This is a genomic window from Flavobacterium sp. (assembly GCF_030146175.1).
GTDB lineage: Bacteria > Bacteroidota > Bacteroidia > Flavobacteriales > Flavobacteriaceae > Flavobacterium.
The window spans coordinates 1-19,279 of sequence record NZ_JASLCE010000016.1 but is presented as its reverse complement, the minus strand read 5'-3'; the positions used below and the strand labels follow the sequence as shown (position 1 = coordinate 19,279).

20 protein-coding genes are annotated in these 19,279 nt (G+C 39.6%); 11 read left to right on the top strand and 9 right to left on the bottom strand.

Annotated elements, in window-relative coordinates:
- The first annotated feature begins 1 nt into the window (after window position 1).
- From Q1R07_RS01710 to Q1R07_RS01700, 3 genes are read left to right on the top strand one after another with little or no spacing between them, the layout of a single operon-like run.
- Window positions 2–106: a T9SS type B sorting domain-containing protein gene (locus Q1R07_RS01710; protein ID WP_300485332.1), complete on the top strand. Its 105-nt coding sequence runs from the start codon at window positions 2–4 to the stop codon at window positions 104–106.
- A 5-nt stretch (window positions 107–111) separates the two neighbouring features.
- Window positions 112–1,107, top strand: a complete 996-nt coding sequence (locus tag Q1R07_RS01705; RefSeq protein WP_300485330.1) for a type IX secretion system membrane protein PorP/SprF — start codon at window positions 112–114, stop codon at window positions 1,105–1,107.
- Window positions 1,108–1,167: 60 nt separating this feature from the next.
- Window positions 1,168–1,680, top strand: coding sequence for a gamma carbonic anhydrase family protein (locus tag Q1R07_RS01700; RefSeq protein WP_300485327.1), 513 nt, complete (start codon window positions 1,168–1,170; stop codon window positions 1,678–1,680).
- 90 nt (window positions 1,681–1,770) lie between these two features.
- Here the strand turns inward: Q1R07_RS01700 and murI are convergent, their stop codons facing one another.
- The 8 genes from murI to Q1R07_RS01660 form a co-directional block, all read right to left on the bottom strand.
- The gene (gene murI, locus Q1R07_RS01695) at window positions 1,771–2,556 is read right to left on the bottom strand and encodes a glutamate racemase (RefSeq protein ID WP_300485325.1); all 786 of its coding nucleotides are present in this window, start codon (window positions 2,554–2,556) and stop codon (window positions 1,771–1,773) included.
- Window positions 2,557–2,620: 64 nt separating this feature from the next.
- Window positions 2,621–3,133 (bottom strand): OmpH family outer membrane protein, encoded by a 513-nt coding sequence (locus Q1R07_RS01690; RefSeq protein WP_300485323.1) that lies wholly within the window; start codon window positions 3,131–3,133, stop codon window positions 2,621–2,623.
- A 17-nt stretch (window positions 3,134–3,150) separates the two neighbouring features.
- Complete coding sequence (locus Q1R07_RS01685) at window positions 3,151–4,182, bottom strand: OmpH family outer membrane protein (protein WP_300485321.1); 1,032 nt, start codon at window positions 4,180–4,182, stop codon at window positions 3,151–3,153.
- Between the two features lie 40 nt (window positions 4,183–4,222).
- Window positions 4,223–6,973: a POTRA domain-containing protein gene (locus tag Q1R07_RS01680; RefSeq protein WP_300485319.1), complete on the bottom strand. Its 2,751-nt coding sequence runs from the start codon at window positions 6,971–6,973 to the stop codon at window positions 4,223–4,225.
- A complete protein-coding gene (locus Q1R07_RS01675; RefSeq protein ID WP_300485316.1) occupies window positions 6,906–7,646 on the bottom strand; it encodes an isoprenyl transferase in 741 nt (246 codons plus the stop codon). Before Q1R07_RS01675 ends, Q1R07_RS01680 begins: the two co-directional genes overlap by 68 nt.
- A 4-nt stretch (window positions 7,647–7,650) precedes the next feature.
- Window positions 7,651–8,334 (bottom strand): DUF6089 family protein, encoded by a 684-nt coding sequence (locus tag Q1R07_RS01670; protein ID WP_300485314.1) that lies wholly within the window; start codon window positions 8,332–8,334, stop codon window positions 7,651–7,653.
- Between the two features lie 152 nt (window positions 8,335–8,486).
- Complete coding sequence (locus Q1R07_RS01665) at window positions 8,487–9,371, bottom strand: NAD kinase (RefSeq protein ID WP_300485311.1); 885 nt, start codon at window positions 9,369–9,371, stop codon at window positions 8,487–8,489.
- 9 nt (window positions 9,372–9,380) lie between these two features.
- Window positions 9,381–10,040, bottom strand: a complete 660-nt coding sequence (locus Q1R07_RS01660) for a CBS domain-containing protein (RefSeq protein ID WP_300485310.1) — start codon at window positions 10,038–10,040, stop codon at window positions 9,381–9,383.
- Window positions 10,041–10,134: 94 nt separating this feature from the next.
- Between Q1R07_RS01660 and Q1R07_RS01655 the strand changes: the two genes are divergently transcribed.
- From Q1R07_RS01655 to clpX, 8 genes are all read left to right on the top strand, one after another.
- Window positions 10,135–10,848 carry a pyridoxine 5'-phosphate synthase gene (locus tag Q1R07_RS01655; RefSeq protein WP_300485307.1) on the top strand — a complete coding sequence of 238 codons (714 nt, stop codon included), beginning with the start codon at window positions 10,135–10,137 and terminating at the stop codon, window positions 10,846–10,848.
- A complete protein-coding gene (locus tag Q1R07_RS01650; protein WP_300485305.1) occupies window positions 10,848–11,615 on the top strand; it encodes an alpha/beta fold hydrolase in 768 nt (255 codons plus the stop codon). Before Q1R07_RS01655 ends, Q1R07_RS01650 begins: the two co-directional genes overlap by 1 nt.
- Window positions 11,616–11,759: 144 nt before the next feature.
- Window positions 11,760–13,013 carry an outer membrane protein transport protein gene (locus Q1R07_RS01645; RefSeq protein WP_300485303.1) on the top strand — a complete coding sequence of 418 codons (1,254 nt, stop codon included), beginning with the start codon at window positions 11,760–11,762 and terminating at the stop codon, window positions 13,011–13,013.
- 35 nt (window positions 13,014–13,048) lie between these two features.
- The gene (locus tag Q1R07_RS01640) at window positions 13,049–14,626 is read left to right on the top strand and encodes a G-D-S-L family lipolytic protein (protein ID WP_300485302.1); all 1,578 of its coding nucleotides are present in this window, start codon (window positions 13,049–13,051) and stop codon (window positions 14,624–14,626) included.
- A gap of 86 nt (window positions 14,627–14,712) precedes the next feature.
- Window positions 14,713–15,051, top strand: coding sequence for a phage holin family protein (locus Q1R07_RS01635; RefSeq protein ID WP_300485301.1), 339 nt, complete (start codon window positions 14,713–14,715; stop codon window positions 15,049–15,051).
- A 124-nt stretch (window positions 15,052–15,175) separates the two neighbouring features.
- Window positions 15,176–16,501, top strand: coding sequence for a trigger factor (gene tig / locus Q1R07_RS01630; protein ID WP_300485299.1), 1,326 nt, complete (start codon window positions 15,176–15,178; stop codon window positions 16,499–16,501).
- A gap of 80 nt (window positions 16,502–16,581) precedes the next feature.
- Window positions 16,582–17,241, top strand: coding sequence for an ATP-dependent Clp endopeptidase proteolytic subunit ClpP (gene clpP, locus Q1R07_RS01625; protein WP_300485297.1), 660 nt, complete (start codon window positions 16,582–16,584; stop codon window positions 17,239–17,241).
- Window positions 17,242–17,289: 48 nt separating this feature from the next.
- On the top strand, window positions 17,290–18,522 hold the full coding sequence (clpX, locus tag Q1R07_RS01620; RefSeq protein WP_300485296.1) for an ATP-dependent Clp protease ATP-binding subunit ClpX: 1,233 nt from the start codon (window positions 17,290–17,292) through the stop codon (window positions 18,520–18,522).
- Window positions 18,523–18,614: 92 nt separating this feature from the next.
- Here the strand turns inward: clpX and Q1R07_RS01615 are convergent.
- Window positions 18,615–19,279: OmpA family protein (locus Q1R07_RS01615; protein ID WP_300485294.1), on the bottom strand; the 665-nt coding region annotated here is incomplete at its 5' end.

The window sequence follows — 19,279 nt, the reverse complement described above, 5'->3', positions numbered from 1 at the left end:
GATGAACGGTCAACAGCTACCATCGACGGATTACTGGTTCACAGTGACCTATACCGAGAATGGAGATATTAAAGAGTTTAAAGCGCATTTCTCATTAAAAAGATAACCCAAATGAATATTTTTAAAAAACGTTATTTAGTTTTAGCATTATTTTTATCCCAAATGTCCTTTGCACAGGAAGGGATTGCAGTTTATTCTGATTATTTATCGGACAACTATTATCTGATACACCCGTCTATGGCTGGAGCAGCGAATTGTGGAAAAATCCGATTAACAGCCAGACAGCAATGGTTTGGACAAGATGATGCACCGGCCTTACAAACTTTGAGTTTTAATACAAGTGTTGGAGAGCAATCCGGTATTGGTATTATTGCTTTTAATGATAAAAATGGGTATCATTCGCAAATGGGAGGTAAGATTACCTATGCGCACCACATCCGTTTTTCAAGAGGGGTTAACGATTTAAATCAGTTGTCATTTGGTATGAGTGCCGGTTTGGTACAAAGTACGCTGGATGAATCCAAATTTGGAAACGAGTTTGATCCGATCGTTGCCGGTATGAAACAAAAAGATTCGTATTTTAATATCGATTTGGGGGCGTCTTACCACTACCTTGATTTCTATACGCACTTTACGGTTAAGAATGCCGTATCGAACAAACGCGATATCTATACCGATATTGAAAGTGATAACTTAAGAAAATATCTATGGAGTGTGGGTTATGTGTTTGGTAACAGCGATAACGGATTATCATGGGAGCCATCTGTAATGTTACAGTATGTAGATAAAACCAAAGAGAAAACCTTCGATATCAACCTGAAAGTTTATAAAGATATGGACTTCGGTAAATTATGGGGAGGTTTGTCTTATAGAAGAAGTTTCGACGGTGCTCAATTCGTTGCTGATAACAGCGTGAGTGACCAGAAATTACAATATATCACTCCTATCGTTGGGGTGAATTACAAAAACTTTATGTTTGCGTATACGTATTCACACTTAACGGGTGATGTAAAATTTGATAACTCAGGATTCCATCAAATCACACTTGGTATCAACTTATTCTGTAAGCGTGAGCCATACGATTGCCACTGTCCTGCAGTTAACTAATTATAAAGAGATTATTAATTCTGTCCCGATTTATTCGGGACATTTTTTTAAAAGACAGTTATGGTTATAAAAGAAGTTAGAGGGAAGTATCCTCAAATCCCGGAAGATTGTTATGTGGCCGAAAATGCCACTATTGTCGGAGATGTGTCCTTTGGTGCCTCATGTAGTGTTTGGTTTAATGCTGTTGTACGCGGTGATGTACATTATATAAAAGTAGGTGATAAGGTAAACATCCAGGATGGTGCGGTGATCCATTGTACGTATCAGAAACATCCAACGGTGATAGGAAATAACGTTTCCATCGGGCATAATGCGATTGTTCACGGTTGTACGATCGAAGATAATGTCTTGATCGGTATGGGAGCGATTGTAATGGATAATTGCGTGATCAAGAGTAATTCGATTATTGCTGCGGGTTCGGTGGTAACGCAGAACACTGTGGTGGAATCCGGAGTGATTTACGCGGGTGTTCCGGCTAAAAAGGTAAAAGATATCAATGCTTCGGATTTCGCCGGGGAAATCGAGCGTATTTCGAATAATTACGTGATGTATTCCAGTTGGTTTAAAGAATAAGTTTGTTACTTGCCCAATTCGGAGATTTGTAAAATACAAAAGGCCATCTTAAGATAAAAGATGGCCTTTTTGGTATAATGAATTTTCAGTTTAAAAATCGATTATGGAAACATTGTCGGAGAAGGGAGGACCCAATAATTTTTTGAGAACATCCGCTTTCGAATTGGTGTAGAACAAATGCTGTGTTTCTTCGTGGGATATGTTTAAAAATCCGTTTTGTTCCAGTATGTTTTTAGTTTGTTTTGCAACAGCTTCACCGGAGTCGATAATTTTAATATGATCCGGAATGATTTCTTTAATCTGCGGAATCAGAAAAGGGTAGTGGGTACAACCCAAAACCAGATAATCCATATTGGCGGCTACCATCGGATCGAGATAGGTTTTTAATAGCTCTTTAATCTCTTCGGATTCAAGGTCGCCGTTTTCGATCAGTTGAACGAGATTATAGCCCACCTGTTCAATGATATTGAGGTGTTGGTAGTTCGCTATGGTTTTGTGGAATAACTCGCTGTTTAACGTTCCTTTTGTGGCCAGGATTCCGATGGTTTCGGTCTGAGTCTGATTGGCGGCCGGTTTAATCGCCGGTTCGATACCAATAAAGGGGATGTCATAGCGGGCACGTAGTTCTTTTATCGCATTGGTTGTTGCCGTATTACAGGCAACGATTACCATTTTGCAACCGCGTTCGATTAGATAATCAACATTTTTGCAACTTAAACGGATAATGTCTTCTTTGGTCTTCTGACCATAAGGGGCGTTTTTACTATCGGCTAAATAGATGGTGTTTTCATGAGGGAGGAGTTGATGTACCTCTTTCCAGATCGAAATGCCTCCAACACCGGAGTCGAATAAGCCTATGGGGTTTTTACTACTCATTACACAAATATAAAAAAAAACTGCCCTTGGAAAAAGAGCAGTTTTATTTTTATGAATATAATGATTATTTAAATCCTAATTCTTTTTTAACGTCACCTAATAAATCCGGACCGTCAGCTAAAATTACACCACTTCCGTCAGTTGAATCTAAAACATACTGATATCCTTTTGCTTTCGCTACTTTCTGGATAGCCGTTCTTGCTTTTTCCATGATTGGTTTTACAAGATCCAATTCTTTTTGTTGTAATTCTTTTCCAGCGTTTTCTCTGTACTGTTGGATTCTCTGACCCATGTCCTGCATTTCTTTAGAACGTGTTTCGTTGATTGCTTCTGTTACTGTTGCAGCTTCCGACTCGTATTTTTTCAATTTGGTTTGATACTCGCTAACCATGGTTTTATATTGTGCATCGTATGTCTCACCAATTTTTTTCACTTGAGCCTGTGCGGTTTTCATATCCGGGTAGCTTGTCATCAATTCACTTACGTTGATATGCGCTATTTTCGCCTGTGCAGAAATAGTTTGACTAGCACCAATGAAAAGTGCAGCAGCGATAAGTAAAGTTTTTAACTGTTTCATTGTTTTAGGTATTTAATTTAATTTTCTGATTTATTTTCTGTTGTCTTATTCTTCAATTTTTCTTCGCGCTCTTTTTTAGCCTTTTCTCTTTCTTCCAGTATTTTTTGTTTACGCTCTTCCAAGGCTTTTTTACGCTCGTCAATTTTTTGCTGACGTTCCTGAGCCGCTTTTTCACGGGCTTCCTGTTGTGCCGCTTTAATGTCGGCTTTTGGATCTGCTGCAGGTGTGGTTACCTGAGTTCCGTCTGCTGCTTTTTCAACTGTTTTATCAGTCGCTTTATTTTCGGTTTTGTTACCACCTTGTTTTGCTTTTCGCTCTTCAAGTAGTAGTTTTCTCTTTTCTTCCTGCTCCAGTTTTCGGGCTTCTAGTTCCGCTTTACGATCGGCAATTAGTTTTTCACGAGCTGCTTTTCTTTCGTCAATTTTTCGTTGACGTTCCACCTGATCCGGATTGGCGTTATCCATATCTTCTTTGCGTTCCTGGGCTTCCAGTTCTTTTTGCTGTTTTTTACTCAACTGCTCTTTTTTCTGCGAACGGGTTAGTGCTCGTAATACCTGATCACTGATGTCAAAACGTTGTGCTGCAAAAAGCATCGTCAGATCGGATGATTTGTCGAATACAAAATCGTATTTTTTGGCTTCGGCAATATCCTGAACAGCATTAAATACCTGATCCTGTATTGGTTTTACCAGCATGGTTTTCTGAGTCATCAGATCGCCTTGCGGTCCAAAACGTTTTTGCTGATAATCCAACATTTCCGTTTCAAGGAACTTGATTTCTTCTTCTCGTTCGGTAATTAATTCCTTAGTAAGCAAAACCTTTTCTGTTTTAAGGCTTTCCTTTAATTTATTGATTTCATTTTTTTTGGCCTCGATCTCCTGTTTCCAGCCTTGTGCTTTTAGTTCCAGCTGATTTTTCGCTTCGGCATATTCCGGTGCTTTTTCCAGAATATACTCCATATCGATATAACCTATTCGGATTCCTCTACCTTGCGCATTCGAAGCGATACTAACAAATGTTACAAGTGCCAATAAAAAATATTTTCTCATAGAATTAAATATTATTTTTCAACTATCGTGCCAAACTTTATTAAAACTGTTGTCCAATGATAAAGTGCGTTTCCCATCCGTTTTTCTGAGTTTGTCCCGGTAAGGCATCAAACCCATATCCGAAGTCAATTCCCAGTAATCCAAATGCCGGCATAAATACTCGTAATCCAAATCCGGCCGAACGTTTCAGATCAAATGGATTGTAGGATTTAAATGAATCGAAAGAGGCTCCTGCTTCTAAGAATGTTAATCCGTAGATCGATGCCGATGGATTCATGGTAATCGGGTAACGCAACTCTAATGAGAACTTGTTGTAAATGGTTCCTCCGGATTGTTGTCCTTTTTGAGAACCTTCCTGGATGATTGGTGTTAACGATTGATTTGGATATCCTCGTAACTGAATCACCTCTCTACCGTCCATAGAGAAATTCGCCAATCCATCACCTCCCAAATAGAATCGTTCAAACGGAACTAATCCTCTCGATTGGTTGTAGGCTCCTAAGAATCCAAACTCTCCTAACGAACGCAATACTAATTTATTATAAATGGTCGTGTACCAATCGGCTTTGAATTTAACTTTGTAATATTCCAGCCAGTTAAATTTCTTCTGATCCACTAATGATTGATCAGCTGCAGCATCGTGGAAATTCGTTACCGGATTTCCATTGGAATCGATATACGATCCTGATGGTACAAAAATATTGTTGGAATTCAGGTATCCGGCACCGGTATTTTTCAATTTATAGGCCTCTTGGTTACCTAAATCACCGTAGTCCACTCCGTTAAATAACGAGTAAGGTAAGGTAAATTTTCCAGAAATACTAAATTCTGATCCATAAGTTGGGAAAATCGGGTTGAAACCTTTACTGTTACGAGTCAAACCAATGGTATAAGTAAGGTTTTTAGACGAACCGTTACCGAAGGTAAATAACCCGGTGTTATAGTTGTTCAAATCGTAATATTGGAAACTCACTACGTGGGATAATTGGAAATAATCATCCGGAATTGTAAGACGTTTCGCTAATCCTACCGATAATGTTGTAATGTTGAAACTTTGGTTTCGTGTTACATCACGTGTCTGGTAGTTGTATAAGAATTGTTTACTGTGTGAAATCGATGTCGAGAAACTTACCGGTTTTTTACCACCTAACCATGGTTCCTGGAAGGAAATACTATAGGTTTGGAAATAGCTACTTCCCTGAAGACGTAGCGACATTTTTTGTCCGTCTCCCATCGGTAACGGTCGGTAAGCACTTTTGTTAAAAATGTTTTTGATCGAGAAGTTGTTAAACGATAATCCCAACGTTCCGATGAATCCACCACCACCGTAACCACCTTGTAACTCTACCTGGCTGGAACCTTTTTCAACTACGCTCCATTCTACGTCAACACTTCCTGAAGACGGATCGGCATTTTTAACTTCCGGACGGATGGCTTCCGCATCGAAAAACTGTAACGCTCCCAAGTCACGAATGGTACGGATTACGTCCTGTTTGTTCCATTTTTGTCCCGGACGGGTACGTAATTCACGATAAATTACATAATCGTTTGTTTTGTCATTTCCTTTAACCGTTACATTGTTAAAGTAAGCAATTGGTCCTTCTACGATTCGGATCTCGAAATCGATAGTATCGTTTGCCGTACGAACCTCAACCGGGTTGATGTTCGAAAACAAATAACCGTTGTTTTGGTATAGGTTGGTAATATCTTCCGCATCCGGACTTTTTTTGTTGGCAATACGCTCCTGTAATACTTTTCCGTTATAAACATCGCCTCTGTTAATGCCTAGAAGTCGTCGTAATTCACGATCGGTATAGACGGTGTTTCCAAGGAAACGGATGTCGCCAAAATAGTAACGTTTTCCTTCTTCAACGTTTAATTTGATCGCTACGGTATTGTCTTGTTTGTTATAGGTAACCGTATCGGAGGTGATACGGGCATCGCGATAACCTTTTTCTTTATATTTTTCAACAATGGAAGTTAAGTCTTCCTTGTATTTGTCTTTGATGTATTTTGAAGACTTGAAAAGACGCATCGGGTTAAAAGGATTGCGCACTTTGGTGTTGCTCATCGCTTTTTTGATTTTGGAAGCCGACATCATCTGGTTTCCGGTGACTTCAATGTCCGAAACTTTTACCTTTTTGCCCTTGTCTACCAGAATAACCATGTTCACATTGTGCTCGGTTGAATCGGTAGGAATGGTATTGATGGTTACTTTCGTGTTGAAAAAACCGTCTTTTTTATATTTGTTTTCGATGTAATTACGCGTTGTGGTAATTAAGTTTTCATTGACAACCTTTCCTTTTTTAAGGTCGTTGTCTTTGATAAACTCTTCGCTCTTTCCTTTTTTAACACCCGTGAATTTTACATCCTGTAATTTTGGTAATTCATGGATATTTAACTCCAGGAAAATACTATCGCCCTGAATTTTATTGAAATAAACGTTGATATCGTTGAAAAGTCCAAGCTTCCAAAGTTTTTTAATGGCATTACTGATCTCCTCTCCGGGAACACTGATCATTTGTCCTTTTTCCAAACCGGAAAAGGTTACAACCGTTTGTTGGTTATAACTGATTTTTCCCGTAACATCTACATCTGCTAATATGTATTGTCGACCCGTTTCAGGTCCGGTATGCGGTTGTTCCTGAGCATTTAATTTGGAAATGTTTCCTAAAATTATAATAGCAAAAAGTAGTTGTATTCCTTTTTGAAGCATTTGTAAATTATTTAATTTGTTCGCTGGTTTTTCCAAATCTACGTTCTCTTTTTTGATAGCTGATGATTGCCTCATATAAATCTTTTTCTCTAAAATCAGGCCATAGTACGTCAGTAAAGTAGAACTCTGCATAAGCAATTTGCCATAATAAAAAGTTGCTGATACGGTGTTCGCCGCTTGTTCTGATAACCAGGTCGACGTCGGGTAAATTATGCGTGTAAAGATGCTGATTTATAATTGATTCATCAATATGGGCTGATGAAATTATATTATTTTTAACTTTATCACTGATGTTTTTTACAGCTGAAATGATTTCTTCACGGGAACCGTAGCTCAGCGCCAGTGTTAACGTCATTCGGGAGTTGTTTTGTGTCTTTTCAATAACTTCCATCAGTTCTTTTCGAACCGAATCCGGTAAATGCTGTATCGAACCGATACAATTTAGACGGATGCTGTTTTTCTGTAAAGTCGGAAGTTCGCTTTTTAGGGATTTGACCAAAAGTTTCATCAGGGTTTCCACCTCAACTTTTGGGCGGTTCCAGTTTTCGGTCGAAAAAGCGTAAAGTGTAAGAAATGAAATCCCAAGTTTGGCACAACATTCTACGGTTGTCCGTACCGATTTGGTACCGTTTTCATGGCCAAACGCACGGAGCATCCCTTTTTGTTTTGCCCAACGACCGTTACCATCCATAATGATGGCCAGATGTTTGGGAAGGTTTTCTTTATTAATTGTATTTTCTAAATCCATTTATTTATTCTGCACAAAAACATGGGTTTTGACCAAATGTATATGTTAGGGTTATCCCCGAAAAAACATACCAGTCGTTACTGTTTAGATTTCCGAATTGTAATCGCTTAAACTGGTCGTTTTTGGGATTACTTCCGTCCAAATTGTCTGTAAAAGTATAACGGGCACCTACTTCAAATCCCAGGATAAAATTATCCGTCAGCCTTGTTTTGATTCCCGCAATAATCGGAATACCAAAAGCATTTCGGGAATCGTCTGTACGGGTGGTACCGTTCAATACGTACAATTCGTCATAGCGGAATAAACTCACTCCTGTTGTAATATAAGGAGTAGTCATCGGTCCGGAATCATGTAAATCGAAATCAAAAAAGTTGAATTCGAGTGCTAAAGATAATTCTTTTACGGAATTTTCAAAGCTGTAACCCCGGTCCTTTCTTCCGGAAACCTTCGAGTCGGCATCACTTGCGCTTATTTTTCCCTGTGTGTAGGAAATTCTGTAGGAATGTCTTTTGCTTCGGTTCCATTTGTATAAGATCCCGAAACCAAAGTCTTTTGGAGCAATGTAACTCGTTGGTCCTACATCTCCTACATAGTTGCTTCCACCTAAAAAAATACCCAGCTCATTAATCTGAGCGTGCGAACTTGTGAAGGTAAATACCAGTAAAAATGCAATAAGAATTCGACTCATTTTTCTAAAATAGTGTGCAAATATAATAATATTGATTTCTAAACCATTTAATTGCTCGTTTTTTCAGCTTTTTTTTGACTGAGGCGATCTGGCATAGAACAATAAAACGGGATATTGCCGTTTCTAGTATGACTTCAATTTCAAAAAATCGTTTAATTTCTTTTGTCTTCTCCCCAAAGTAATTTATTGCGAAGCGTTTTTAGGAAGCCTTCTTCCGGAAATTCAACCATGTTTATGGTAAACGGTGCTTTTTTAATATGGATCTCGGTTTCATTGTCGATCGCCTTGGTGCCGGAATCAAGCGATACCAGAAACTGAGGCTCTCTTCCGGAAACCTTAAGTTTGATTTCGGTATCGTCGGAAATAATCAACGGACGAACATTCAGGTTGTGTGGCGCTATAGGGGTGATGATAATACATTTTACTTCCGGTGTGATCACGGGACCGCCACAGCTTAGGGAATAACCGGTCGATCCGGTTGGAGTGGAGATAATCAGACCATCTGCCCAGTAGGAGGTTAAATATTCGCCATTCAGACAGGTTTCAATGGTGATCATCGAAGTAGTGTCTTTTCGGGAAACGGTGATTTCGTTCAGCGCAAAATTCAGATCATAAATATTGCATTCCTCCGGATAACACTCCAGACTTAATAAAGAGCGTTGCGAAATTTTATAGTTTCCTTCGAATAATAGCGGTAACAGATGCTCAATGGCATCCTGTTGTACGTTGGCTAAAAAACCAAGTCGTCCGGCATTGATTCCTACAATCGGGATGTTTTTGTTTTTAACATAAGTTGCCGCACGCAACATCGTACCGTCGCCTCCAATGCTGATAAAAAAAGCAACGGAACTGTCGAGTTGGGTATGATTGGAAAATGTCGGATACGATTTGTTGATAATCCCTTTTCCCAGTAATGTCGTATGAAAGTCGGCTTCAAAAACCACCTCAGTTTCATAGTTTTTAAAAACATCGAATACTTTATGGATAATCTCTTCGGTGTTTTTCTGGTAGTAGTAACCGTAAATTGCTATTTTCATACGTATCTTTTAAATGTTTAAATATTTGTCCAGGTAGTCCGATCGGTCTTTCAGGTTGTTCAGATAGGCGTCTTCCTGGTGTTCGGAAACGATTTCATAATTATACCGGCGGAAGGTCTGAATGATTTCGTTTAAACCACCAAGACTTATCTTAACCGTAATCTGAACGCGATCCATTTCGACTTTCGAAATAAACATCCCCAATATGCGGGCATTGTTGGTTTCGACGATCTGACTGATTTCACTCATGCTGTATTCTTCTGCACCTTTTTCGACGATAAGGATACCGCCTTCTTCCCGTAAAAAAGGTGTTTCGTGGAAAAAACGGATGATGTCGTCCATCTCATAATAACCCAGATAGTTGTTGTCGTTGTCCAGAACCGGAACCAGATTGGTTTCGTTTTTGGCAAAAACTTCCAAAACATCCAGCCACATCGTGTCTTTGCGGGCAAAAAAGCGTTCGAAGGTATACCGGAAATCACCGATTTTCATATCGTGATCCAGTAATTCTACATCGTGCGCGCCGATACATCCGATATAAATGCCATTTTCGACTATCGGAAAATGACTATACGGAAATTCCAGAAAAAGGTCCTGTGCCGTTTCGATGCTTTCGTCGGTACAAAGCGGATTGATTTCTTTAATGATGTAGTCGGAAATTTCAGTCATGGTAGCAGGTCTTATAATCGAATGCAAAATAATCAAAAAATAGGATATTACCGCTTAATTATACTTTGTATTTTTGTGGGAAAATAGATTGATTATGACAAAACTTTCAGTAAATATTAATAAAATAGCGACGTTGCGCAACTCACGAGGTGGTAATGTGCCCAACCTACTACAGGTGGCTATCGATATTCAGAAATTTGGCGGGCAGGGAATTACAGTTCATCCGCGGCCAGACGAAAGACATATCCGTTATCAGGATGCGAGAGATTTGGTTGCGGTTGTGCATACCGAATATAATATTGAAGGGAATCCGGTAAAGAAATTTATGGATCTGGTTTTGGAAACCAAGCCCACTCAGGTAACATTGGTACCGGATGCGGATGATGCACTAACATCAAATGCCGGATGGGATACTATCAAAAACAAAGATTTTTTAAAAGAGGTGATTGCCGAGTTTAAACGTAACGGAATCCGAACCTCCATTTTTGTCGATCCGGTGCTGGAAATGGTTGCCGGAGCCAAAGAAACCGGAACCGATCGGATTGAATTGTATACCGAAGCCTTTGCACATGAGTACGGTTTAGGGAATTATAATGGAATCGAACCGTATGCGGCGGCGGCGGCATTGGCCAACGAACTGGATCTAGGTATTAATGCCGGACACGACCTGAGTTTGGATAACATTAAATTCTTTAAAGAGAATATACCGGGATTGTTGGAAGTTTCGATCGGACATGCGCTGATTTCGGAATCGATTTACCTCGGACTGGAGAATGTAGTGAATATGTATTTACAACGGATGAAATAATGAGTTTGTATTCAAGAATTGAAGGTTCGGGAAAGCCATTGCTTATCATTCATGGTTTTTTGGGAATGTCGGACAACTGGAAAACATTGGGAACCCAGTTTGCAGCTCAAGGCTATGAAGTTCATGCACTGGACCTACGTAACCACGGGAAAAGTTTTCACTCGGATGCGTTCAGTTATCAATTGATGGCCGATGATGTCTATGAATATTGTCAGCAACACAATCTGACCCATATTGATCTTTTGGGACATTCTATGGGTGGGAAAGTAGCAATGTTAGTGGCTGTTACTTATCCGGAACTGGTAGATAAGCTGATTGTGGCAGACATCGGTCCAAAGCAATATGCGCCGCATCATCAGGATATATTAAAAGGTTTAAGTGCGGTCGACTTTTCTCAAAAACCGGGTAGAAGCGAGGTGGAAGCTATCGTTGAAACCTATATTCCGGACTTTGGTACACGACAGTTTCTGTTGAAAAACCTGTACTGGAAAGAACCGGGACAATTGGCCTTCCGATTTAATTTGGAGGTTTTTGTAAGAAATCAGGAGGTGATAGGAGAATCATTGCCGTATGAAGGTCATTTTGAGAAGCCGGTACTCTTTTTAAAAGGCGAAAAGTCGGGTTATATCAAAAGTGAAGATGTCGAATTGATCGAGCATCATTTTCCGTTTTCCAAAATTGAAACGATTAAAAATGCAGGACACTGGCTTCATGCCGAAAATCCGACTGCTTTTTTTGAAGCTGTAATTTCATTCCTAAAAGGATAAAATTATAAGGTTGTTAATATAAAAGAATAAATATTATGAGTGCATAATATTTTTCTTAAAAAAATTGTAAAATCCATATTTTGTTATAAATTTGATATAATCAATATTCGAACGTAACAAATAAAACTAACACATTTTTAACTTATGAGAAAACTGCTATCTTTAACATTGTTAGCTCTGGCTTCCTCGAGTGCTTTTGCAGGCGGGTATCGTGTGAGTCTTCAAGGGCAGAAGCAATTGGCAATGGGACATACGGGAGTTGCTGTTGTAAATAGTGCAGAGGTATTGTTCTTTAATCCAGCAGGGATGTCCTACTTGAAAGATCGATTTAATATCTCTGTTGGTGCTAATATCCTTACAGCAAAGACAAAATTCCAGAATGAAATGTACAATTGGAATGCTTCTACAAGTAATACCGGAACGCCTTTCAATATTTATGCTTCTTACAGAATAACGGACTGGCTTTCTGCCGGAATCGCGGTGTATACACCATATGGTAGTGAAGTAGCCTGGAATCAGGATTGGCAGGGCGCTCATTTAGTAAATAAAATTGATTTGAAATCGTTTTATGTTCAGCCAACAATCTCTTTAAAAGTAAACGAATATTTCAGTGTGGGTGGTGGACCTATCTATGTGAACGGTTCGGTTGAATTCAACAGAAACCTGTTCCGTGGTGACAATATTACCGATGCAAACGGAAATCGTCCGGATGTAACCTTGGATGCAAAAGGAATTTCCGGTTGGGGATATAACGTAGGTTTTATGTTTAACCCAACCAATAAAATGCGTTTAGGGGTTAACTACCGTTCTAAAATCGTAATGGAAGCCCGTGATGGGGATGCTACATTCCACGATGTGCCAGCTTTCTTACAGGGAACTTTAACGAATACGCAGTTTAATGCCGATCTACCTTTGCCAGCTGAATTAACAGCCGGTTTATCGTACCAGATTACCGATAAATTCTTGGTAGCATTCGATATCAACAGAGCCATGTGGAGTGCCTACAAAGCTTTGGTAGTTGAGTTTGCCAACGGTGCGCCAACTTCTATAAATCCGAGAAATTATAAAGATGCCACTACCTATAGAGTAGGTGCACAATATAAAGCGAATGAAAAGTTTACTTTCCGTGCCGGATGGTATCATGACGAAAGTCCGGTTCAGGATGGTTACTTCGCTCCGGAAACACCAAGAAACAGTTCTATGGGATATACAGGAGGTTTGACATACCAGATTGGAAAACGTTTTGGTATTGATGTTTCATTCCTATACCTGCATTTCGACGAAGTGGATAACAGCTATGACCACTACACAGAAGGAGCTAACCAAAACGTTAGTTTTGGCGGAACGTATAAATCATCGGTGTTTTCACCAGGTTTAGGGGTAACCTATAGCTTCTAAGTCTTAATCGTCTAATCTTTTTATCGGAATTTAACATGAAAAATAAATTTATATACTTTGCTGTTTTGGCTTCGTTAGGATTAGCATCCTGTGAGCCGGAATTTGAAAACGAGGTGAGCAATGCGAGTTACTCGGCCGGAGATGCTGATTTTAGTTCGTATGTAGCCATCGGAAACTCATTGACCTCCGGATACATGGATGGTACCGTGTCTCGAGTAGGACAACAATATTCCTTTCCGAACATTTTGGCACACCAGTTTGCCGTTGTAGGGGGAGGTGAATTTATACAACCGTCTTACGCAGAAGATACCGGTAATCTTGGTGGTTTATTGATTAACGGACAACCTTTTCCAAGTGCACAGGCAAATGCGTTTCCAACACGATTGATTATTAACGCTTCAGTTGGTGGACCTCAAAATATTGCAGGAACCTCAACGATCAATGTAAGTCCATCTACATTACAGGCTACGGCTTATAATAACATGGGAGTACCGGGAGCAAAAACATTCCATTTAACATTACAGGGGTACGGAAATATCGCCAATTTAGCGACAGGAACGGCAAACCCTTACTTTGTACGTCATGCGGTAACACCAAATTCAACAGTGATTGGTGATGCGATGACGAAAAACCCGACGTTCTTTACCAACTGGATTGGAAATAATGACGTGTTAGGGTATGCAACCAATGGTGGATCAGGCTCGACAGCGGGAACCGGTTCGGCTGATATTACACCGTCTGCCGTATTTTCTGCGGCTTATGGTGCGATTATCGATCAGTTAACGGCAAACGGCGCTAAAGGTGTTGTGGCTACGATTCCTTCGGTAACAGCAATTCCTTTCTTTACAACCGTTCCGTACAACCCGATTACAGCAGCTTTATTAGCGAGTCAGGCAGATCCTACAGGTGCCGGAACCATTCAGGCGTTAAATACACAATTATATGGTCCGCTTAAACAGGCTTTAACAGCTTTTGGAGCTGGAGATCGTATCAATCTGCTTTCTGCAACGGGTCAAAATCCATTGTTGATTAAAGATGAAACGTTAACCAACCTTTCGGCTCAGTTAACAGCTGCGTTTACACCAACATTAGGACCGGTATTGGCCGCACAATACGGACAAATCTTCGGACAGGCAAGACAAACAACCAATAACGATTTGGTGTTGTTAACAACCAGAACAGCTATCGGAACAGCTCCTGCCGGAATCCCGGCTCCGCTTGATAAATATGGTATTACATTCCCATTGGAAGACAAACACATTTTGATTCCATCTGAAAAAGATGCCATTGCTGCAGCGACTACCGATTTTAACAATATCATCCGTGCAAAAGCAGCTGCTAAAAACTTAGCAGTAGCCGATATGAATGCGATCATGAACCAATTGGTGAGTGGATTGCGAGTAGAAGACGGTCAGATTTATACCGCTAACTATTTTAGTACGGCTGGTGTTAATACCGTATTATTCTCTTTGGATGGAGTACACCCGAATGCTAGAGGGTATGCTGTTATCGCGAATGAGGTAATCAAAGTGATCAACAACTACTACCATGCAAAATTACCATTGGTAAGCGCCGGAACCTATCCGGGAGCGACCGTTTTGGTTACAAATTAAAAACACCGTAAGGTATTACACTATAAAAAGCACTGATTATTCAGTGCTTTTTTATATTTTTATAACACGAAACGAAACAAAATAATATGAATTTACTTGTTAGACTCCTTCTTACGACCATCCTTGTGGTGGTGATCGCCCATTTTTTACCGGGTATTTCGGTAGATAGTATCAAGACTGCGCTTATTGTTGCGGTAGTTCTGGCTTTGCTGAATACGTTTTTAAAACCCATACTGGTGTTTTTTACCTTACCGGTGACGGTGATAACACTGGGATTGTTCCTGTTGGTGATCAATGCTGTGATGATTCTGATCTGTGATTATCTGATCGATGGCTTCGAAGTGAAATCCTTTGTAAGTGCGTTACTTTTTAGTGTTGTGCTTTCCGTTTGTCAGTGGTTACTGAATCTTTTTGTGAAAGACTAAAGTAGAAAACACGATTTTAAAAGATATTTTTTAGCTTATTGAGATACAATAAGTTAAAAACTTGGTTGGGTTGTAAAAAATATATAATTTTGCAACCCAATTTTAGTATGTAAAAAATAAAATAATGAATATTACAAGAAACAATGTTGATGCATTAAATGCGATTGTAACAGTTGAAGTTACAAAAGAAGACTATGCTGGTCAGGTTCAAAAAGTTTTAGCAGATTATCGCAAAAATGCTAGTATCCCTGGATTCAGAAAAGGTGCTGTACCAATGAGTTTAATTGAAAAACAATATGGTAAAGCGGTTCTTCTTGATGAAGTAAATAAATTGTTGCAAGATTCATTAAACAACTATTTAGTTGAAGAAAAATTAGATATCCTTGGAAATCCACTTCCAAAAGTTACGGAAGATTTCGATTGGGATACCGATAATTATAAATTCGAATTCGAATTAGGTCTTGCTCCGGAATTTTCGGTTGATTTAACAGCGAAAAATGACGTGACTAAATTCAACATCGTTGTAGACGACGCTATGTTGGAAGAGCAAGTGGAGCGTATCCAAAAACAATACGGGAAATTGGTTTCCAAAGAGAAAGTGGAAGAAGGAGATGATTTAAGAGGTACTTTCTCAAACGAGGAAAAAGGAATCAACAATACCACAAACATCACGTTGGATATCTTTAAAGATAAAAAAACGATCAAAAAATTCATCGGTAAAAAAGTGGGTGACGTAGTAACCGTTAGCACTAAAGGTTTGTTTGATGATGATCACAAATTGATGGATTACCTGAAAGTAGGTCATGATGACGTTCACGGTTTGGATATCGAAGTAAACTTTACAATCGAAGAAATCAACACGACTGAAAAAGCGGAAATCAACCAGGAGTTATTGGATAAATTGTTCGGAGAAGGAGTAGTAACTTCTGTAGAGCAATTAAAAGAGAAAATCAAAGAAGATGCGGATAAGCAATTTGCTACGCAGGCGGATCAGAAATTCTTAAACGATGTTACGGAGTTCTTAATCGAAAACACAAAATTCGATTTGCCAGCTGAATTCCTTAAAAAATGGATCCAGACTGTAGGGGAGAATCCATTAACGGAAGAGCAAGCGAACGAAGAGTACGCAAAATCGGAAAAAGGATTACGTTACCAATTAATCGAAAGCAAAGTAATCGTTGAAAACAACTTACAAATCACTTTCGAAGATCTAAAAGCATTCACTGCTGACTTGATCAAAAAGCAAATGGCGCAATTCGGACAAATGGATCCGTCTGATGCTGAGGTAGAAAATATCGTAGCGCGTGTATTGTCAAACCAGGAAGAAGTAAAACGTCTTTCAGAGCAGGTAATGAACGAAAAGATGCTAAATGTTTTCAAAGAAAAGGTTTCTGCAAAAACTAAAGAAGTTTCTTACCAAGACTTTATTAAAGAAATGTACGGAGAATAATTTGTACTAAAAAATAAGTATATTTGAGCGTCAGACAGATTTGTCTGGCGCTCTTTTTAATTTTAAACAAAAAAATTACTATGAATTACGGAAAAGAATTTGAAAAATATGCTACCAGACATCACGGTATCAATAGCATGTATTACGATAAAATCGTAAGTAGTATGACACCATATATCATAGAAGAACGTCAAATGAACGTGGCTTCTATGGATGTTTTCTCCCGATTAATGATGGATAGAATTATCTTTTTGGGAACAGGGATCGACGATTATGTAGCGAACATTATTCAAGCGCAATTGTTGTTCCTGGAAAGTGTAGACGCGACAAAAGACATCAGTATCTATATCAATTCACCGGGTGGCGGTGTATATGCCGGACTGGGAATTTACGATACAATGCAATTGGTTAAACCGGATGTGGCTACCATTTGTACCGGAATTGCGGCTTCTATGGGTGCGGTTTTATTATGTGCCGGAGCCGACGGAAAACGTTCTGCTTTACCACATTCCCGTGTGATGATCCACCAACCGCTTGGAGGAGCGCAAGGTCAGGCTTCCGATATCGAAATCACAACCCGTGAGATCTTAAAACTAAAAACCGAGTTATACGAAATCATTGCGAAGCACTCCAAACAGCCTATGGATAAAGTACACCATGACAGTGACCGTGATTACTGGATGATTGCACATGAGGCTAAGGCATACGGAATGATCGATGAAGTATTAATCAGACAATAATTTTTTTGAAGATGCTTTACGGCATCTTCACTTTTTAAGAAAATAAAAATGGCTAAAGAAGTATTAGAGTGTTCTTTTTGTGGAAGAAAAAAGCCAGAAACAAACCTGCTGATTGCCGGAATCAATGCGCATATCTGTGACAGATGTATTGAACAGGCACACGGGATTGTTTTAGAAGAATTAAAACAGAGTGAGAATTCAGGATTGCTGGCCGATTTGGTGTTGAGCAAGCCTAAGGAAATACGTGCGTTTCTGGATCAGTATGTAATCGGGCAGGAGCAAACCAAAAAAGTATTGTCCGTTGCCGTTTACAACCACTACAAACGTTTGTTGCAAAAACAGCTGGACGATGAAGTGGAAATTGAAAAAAGTAACATCATTATGGTGGGACAAACCGGTACCGGTAAGACATTAGTAGCCAAAACCATCGCCAAAATGCTAAATGTTCCTTTGGCAATTGTGGATGCTACGGTATTGACCGAAGCCGGATATGTGGGAGAAGATGTGGAAAGTATTCTAACCCGTCTTTTACAGGCTGCCGATTATGATGTGGCAAAAGCGGAACGCGGAATTGTATTTATCGACGAGATTGATAAAATTGCCCGTAAAAGTGATAACCCATCCATCACCAGAGATGTATCCGGAGAAGGAGTGCAACAGGCCTTACTAAAGCTACTGGAAGGAACTGTAGTAAATGTACCGCCTAAAGGAGGACGTAAACACCCGGATCAGAAGTTTGTTGAGGTAAACACGCAAAACATTCTTTTTATCGCAGGTGGTGCTTTCGACGGTATTGAGCGTATCATTTCCAAACGATTAAACCATCAGGCGGTAGGATATACCGCGTCTAAAAATGCGGATCAGGTGGATAAAAGCAACCTGTTACAGTATATCATCCCGAAAGACATCAAAGATTTCGGATTGATACCGGAGATTATCGGACGTTTACCAGTGTTAACACATATGGATCCTTTGGATCGCGAAACGTTACGTGCGATTCTGACGGAACCTAAAAATGCTCTGGTAAAGCAATACAAAAAACTATTCGCAATGGACGATGTGGAATTTTCCATTACCGACGATGCGTTAGATTTTATTGTAGACAAAGCGCTGATGTATAAATTAGGTGCCAGAGGATTGCGTTCGTTATGCGAAGCGATCTTAACCGATGCGATGTACGAATTACCAGGTTCGGATGAAAAAGAACTGGTAATCGACAAAAAATATGCGGAACATTCGTTGGACAAAAATCTGTTACAACGATTAAAAGCAGTATCATAATAAAAAAGGGTTGTCGCAAGACAACCCTTTTTTTGTTTTATATTTTCACACCTGACAGGTTTCCAAAACCTGTCAGGTGTTATAAAATAGTATTACTTCTTAACAATCAGGAACTCTGATCGTCTGTTTTGTGCATATTCTTCTTCCGTACAGTTATCACCACAGTTTACTTTAGGCTCGCTCTCTCCGTAACCTTTTCCGGAGATTCTGTTCTTAGCAATTCCTTTGGAAAGGATATACTGAACCGTAGACTTCGCACGACGGTCGGATAAATTCATATTGTATTTATCGCTACCTCTGCTATCGGTGTGGGATTTAACCATGATCACCATGTTTGGATAGGCAATCATCGCTTGTACTAGCTTATCCAATTCAAAAGCACCTTGTTGGGTGATATTGCTCTTGTCGAATTCGAAATAGATATCGTTCAATACCACTTCTTTTTCGGTTACGATCTGTTCGATTGGCTGTAAGTCGGCGCTGATGTTTACAATACCTCCTTTGGTTTTGCTAACCGGGAAGTTGTTACTTTCATAACCGTCTTTAGCTACTTGAATAGTGTAGGCTTTATCACACTCAACCGCATACGATACCGTACCGTCTGCTTCAGTTGTTTTAGTCGAAATGATGTTGTTCTTCTCGTCTAAGATCGCTACACGGGCACCTGATAATTTAGCACCGGTCTTCGCATCTCTAACCAAAGAAACCACTTCCACACCACAAACCGGAATCGCCATATAGATGTTGTCCACACCCG

Excerpts from the sequence above, each read along its gene's own strand:
- Q1R07_RS01635 (WP_300485301.1), top strand. The coding sequence starts at position 14,713 with ATGAATTTACTTGTTAGACTCCTTCTTACGACCATCCTTGTGGTGGTG.
- murI (WP_300485325.1), bottom strand. The coding sequence starts at position 2,556 with ATGAGTAGTAAAAACCCCATAGGCTTATTCGACTCCGGTGTTGGAGGC.
- Q1R07_RS01700 (WP_300485327.1), top strand. The coding sequence starts at position 1,168 with ATGGTTATAAAAGAAGTTAGAGGGAAGTATCCTCAAATCCCGGAAGAT.
- Q1R07_RS01675 (WP_300485316.1), bottom strand. The coding sequence starts at position 7,646 with ATGGATTTAGAAAATACAATTAATAAAGAAAACCTTCCCAAACATCTG.
- Q1R07_RS01690 (WP_300485323.1), bottom strand. The coding sequence starts at position 3,133 with ATGAAACAGTTAAAAACTTTACTTATCGCTGCTGCACTTTTCATTGGT.
- Q1R07_RS01685 (WP_300485321.1), bottom strand. The coding sequence starts at position 4,182 with ATGAGAAAATATTTTTTATTGGCACTTGTAACATTTGTTAGTATCGCT.
- clpP (WP_300485297.1), top strand. The coding sequence starts at position 16,582 with ATGAATTACGGAAAAGAATTTGAAAAATATGCTACCAGACATCACGGT.
- Q1R07_RS01655 (WP_300485307.1), top strand. The coding sequence starts at position 10,135 with ATGACAAAACTTTCAGTAAATATTAATAAAATAGCGACGTTGCGCAAC.
- Q1R07_RS01660 (WP_300485310.1), bottom strand. The coding sequence starts at position 10,040 with ATGACTGAAATTTCCGACTACATCATTAAAGAAATCAATCCGCTTTGT.
- Q1R07_RS01680 (WP_300485319.1), bottom strand. The coding sequence starts at position 6,973 with ATGAGGCAATCATCAGCTATCAAAAAAGAGAACGTAGATTTGGAAAAA.
- Q1R07_RS01645 (WP_300485303.1), top strand. The coding sequence starts at position 11,760 with ATGAGAAAACTGCTATCTTTAACATTGTTAGCTCTGGCTTCCTCGAGT.
- Q1R07_RS01640 (WP_300485302.1), top strand. The coding sequence starts at position 13,049 with ATGAAAAATAAATTTATATACTTTGCTGTTTTGGCTTCGTTAGGATTA.
- Q1R07_RS01665 (WP_300485311.1), bottom strand. The coding sequence starts at position 9,371 with ATGAAAATAGCAATTTACGGTTACTACTACCAGAAAAACACCGAAGAG.
- Q1R07_RS01710 (WP_300485332.1), top strand. The coding sequence starts at position 2 with ATGAACGGTCAACAGCTACCATCGACGGATTACTGGTTCACAGTGACC.
- Q1R07_RS01705 (WP_300485330.1), top strand. The coding sequence starts at position 112 with ATGAATATTTTTAAAAAACGTTATTTAGTTTTAGCATTATTTTTATCC.
- Q1R07_RS01650 (WP_300485305.1), top strand. The coding sequence starts at position 10,848 with ATGAGTTTGTATTCAAGAATTGAAGGTTCGGGAAAGCCATTGCTTATC.
- clpX (WP_300485296.1), top strand. The coding sequence starts at position 17,290 with ATGGCTAAAGAAGTATTAGAGTGTTCTTTTTGTGGAAGAAAAAAGCCA.
- tig (WP_300485299.1), top strand. The coding sequence starts at position 15,176 with ATGAATATTACAAGAAACAATGTTGATGCATTAAATGCGATTGTAACA.
- Q1R07_RS01670 (WP_300485314.1), bottom strand. The coding sequence starts at position 8,334 with ATGAGTCGAATTCTTATTGCATTTTTACTGGTATTTACCTTCACAAGT.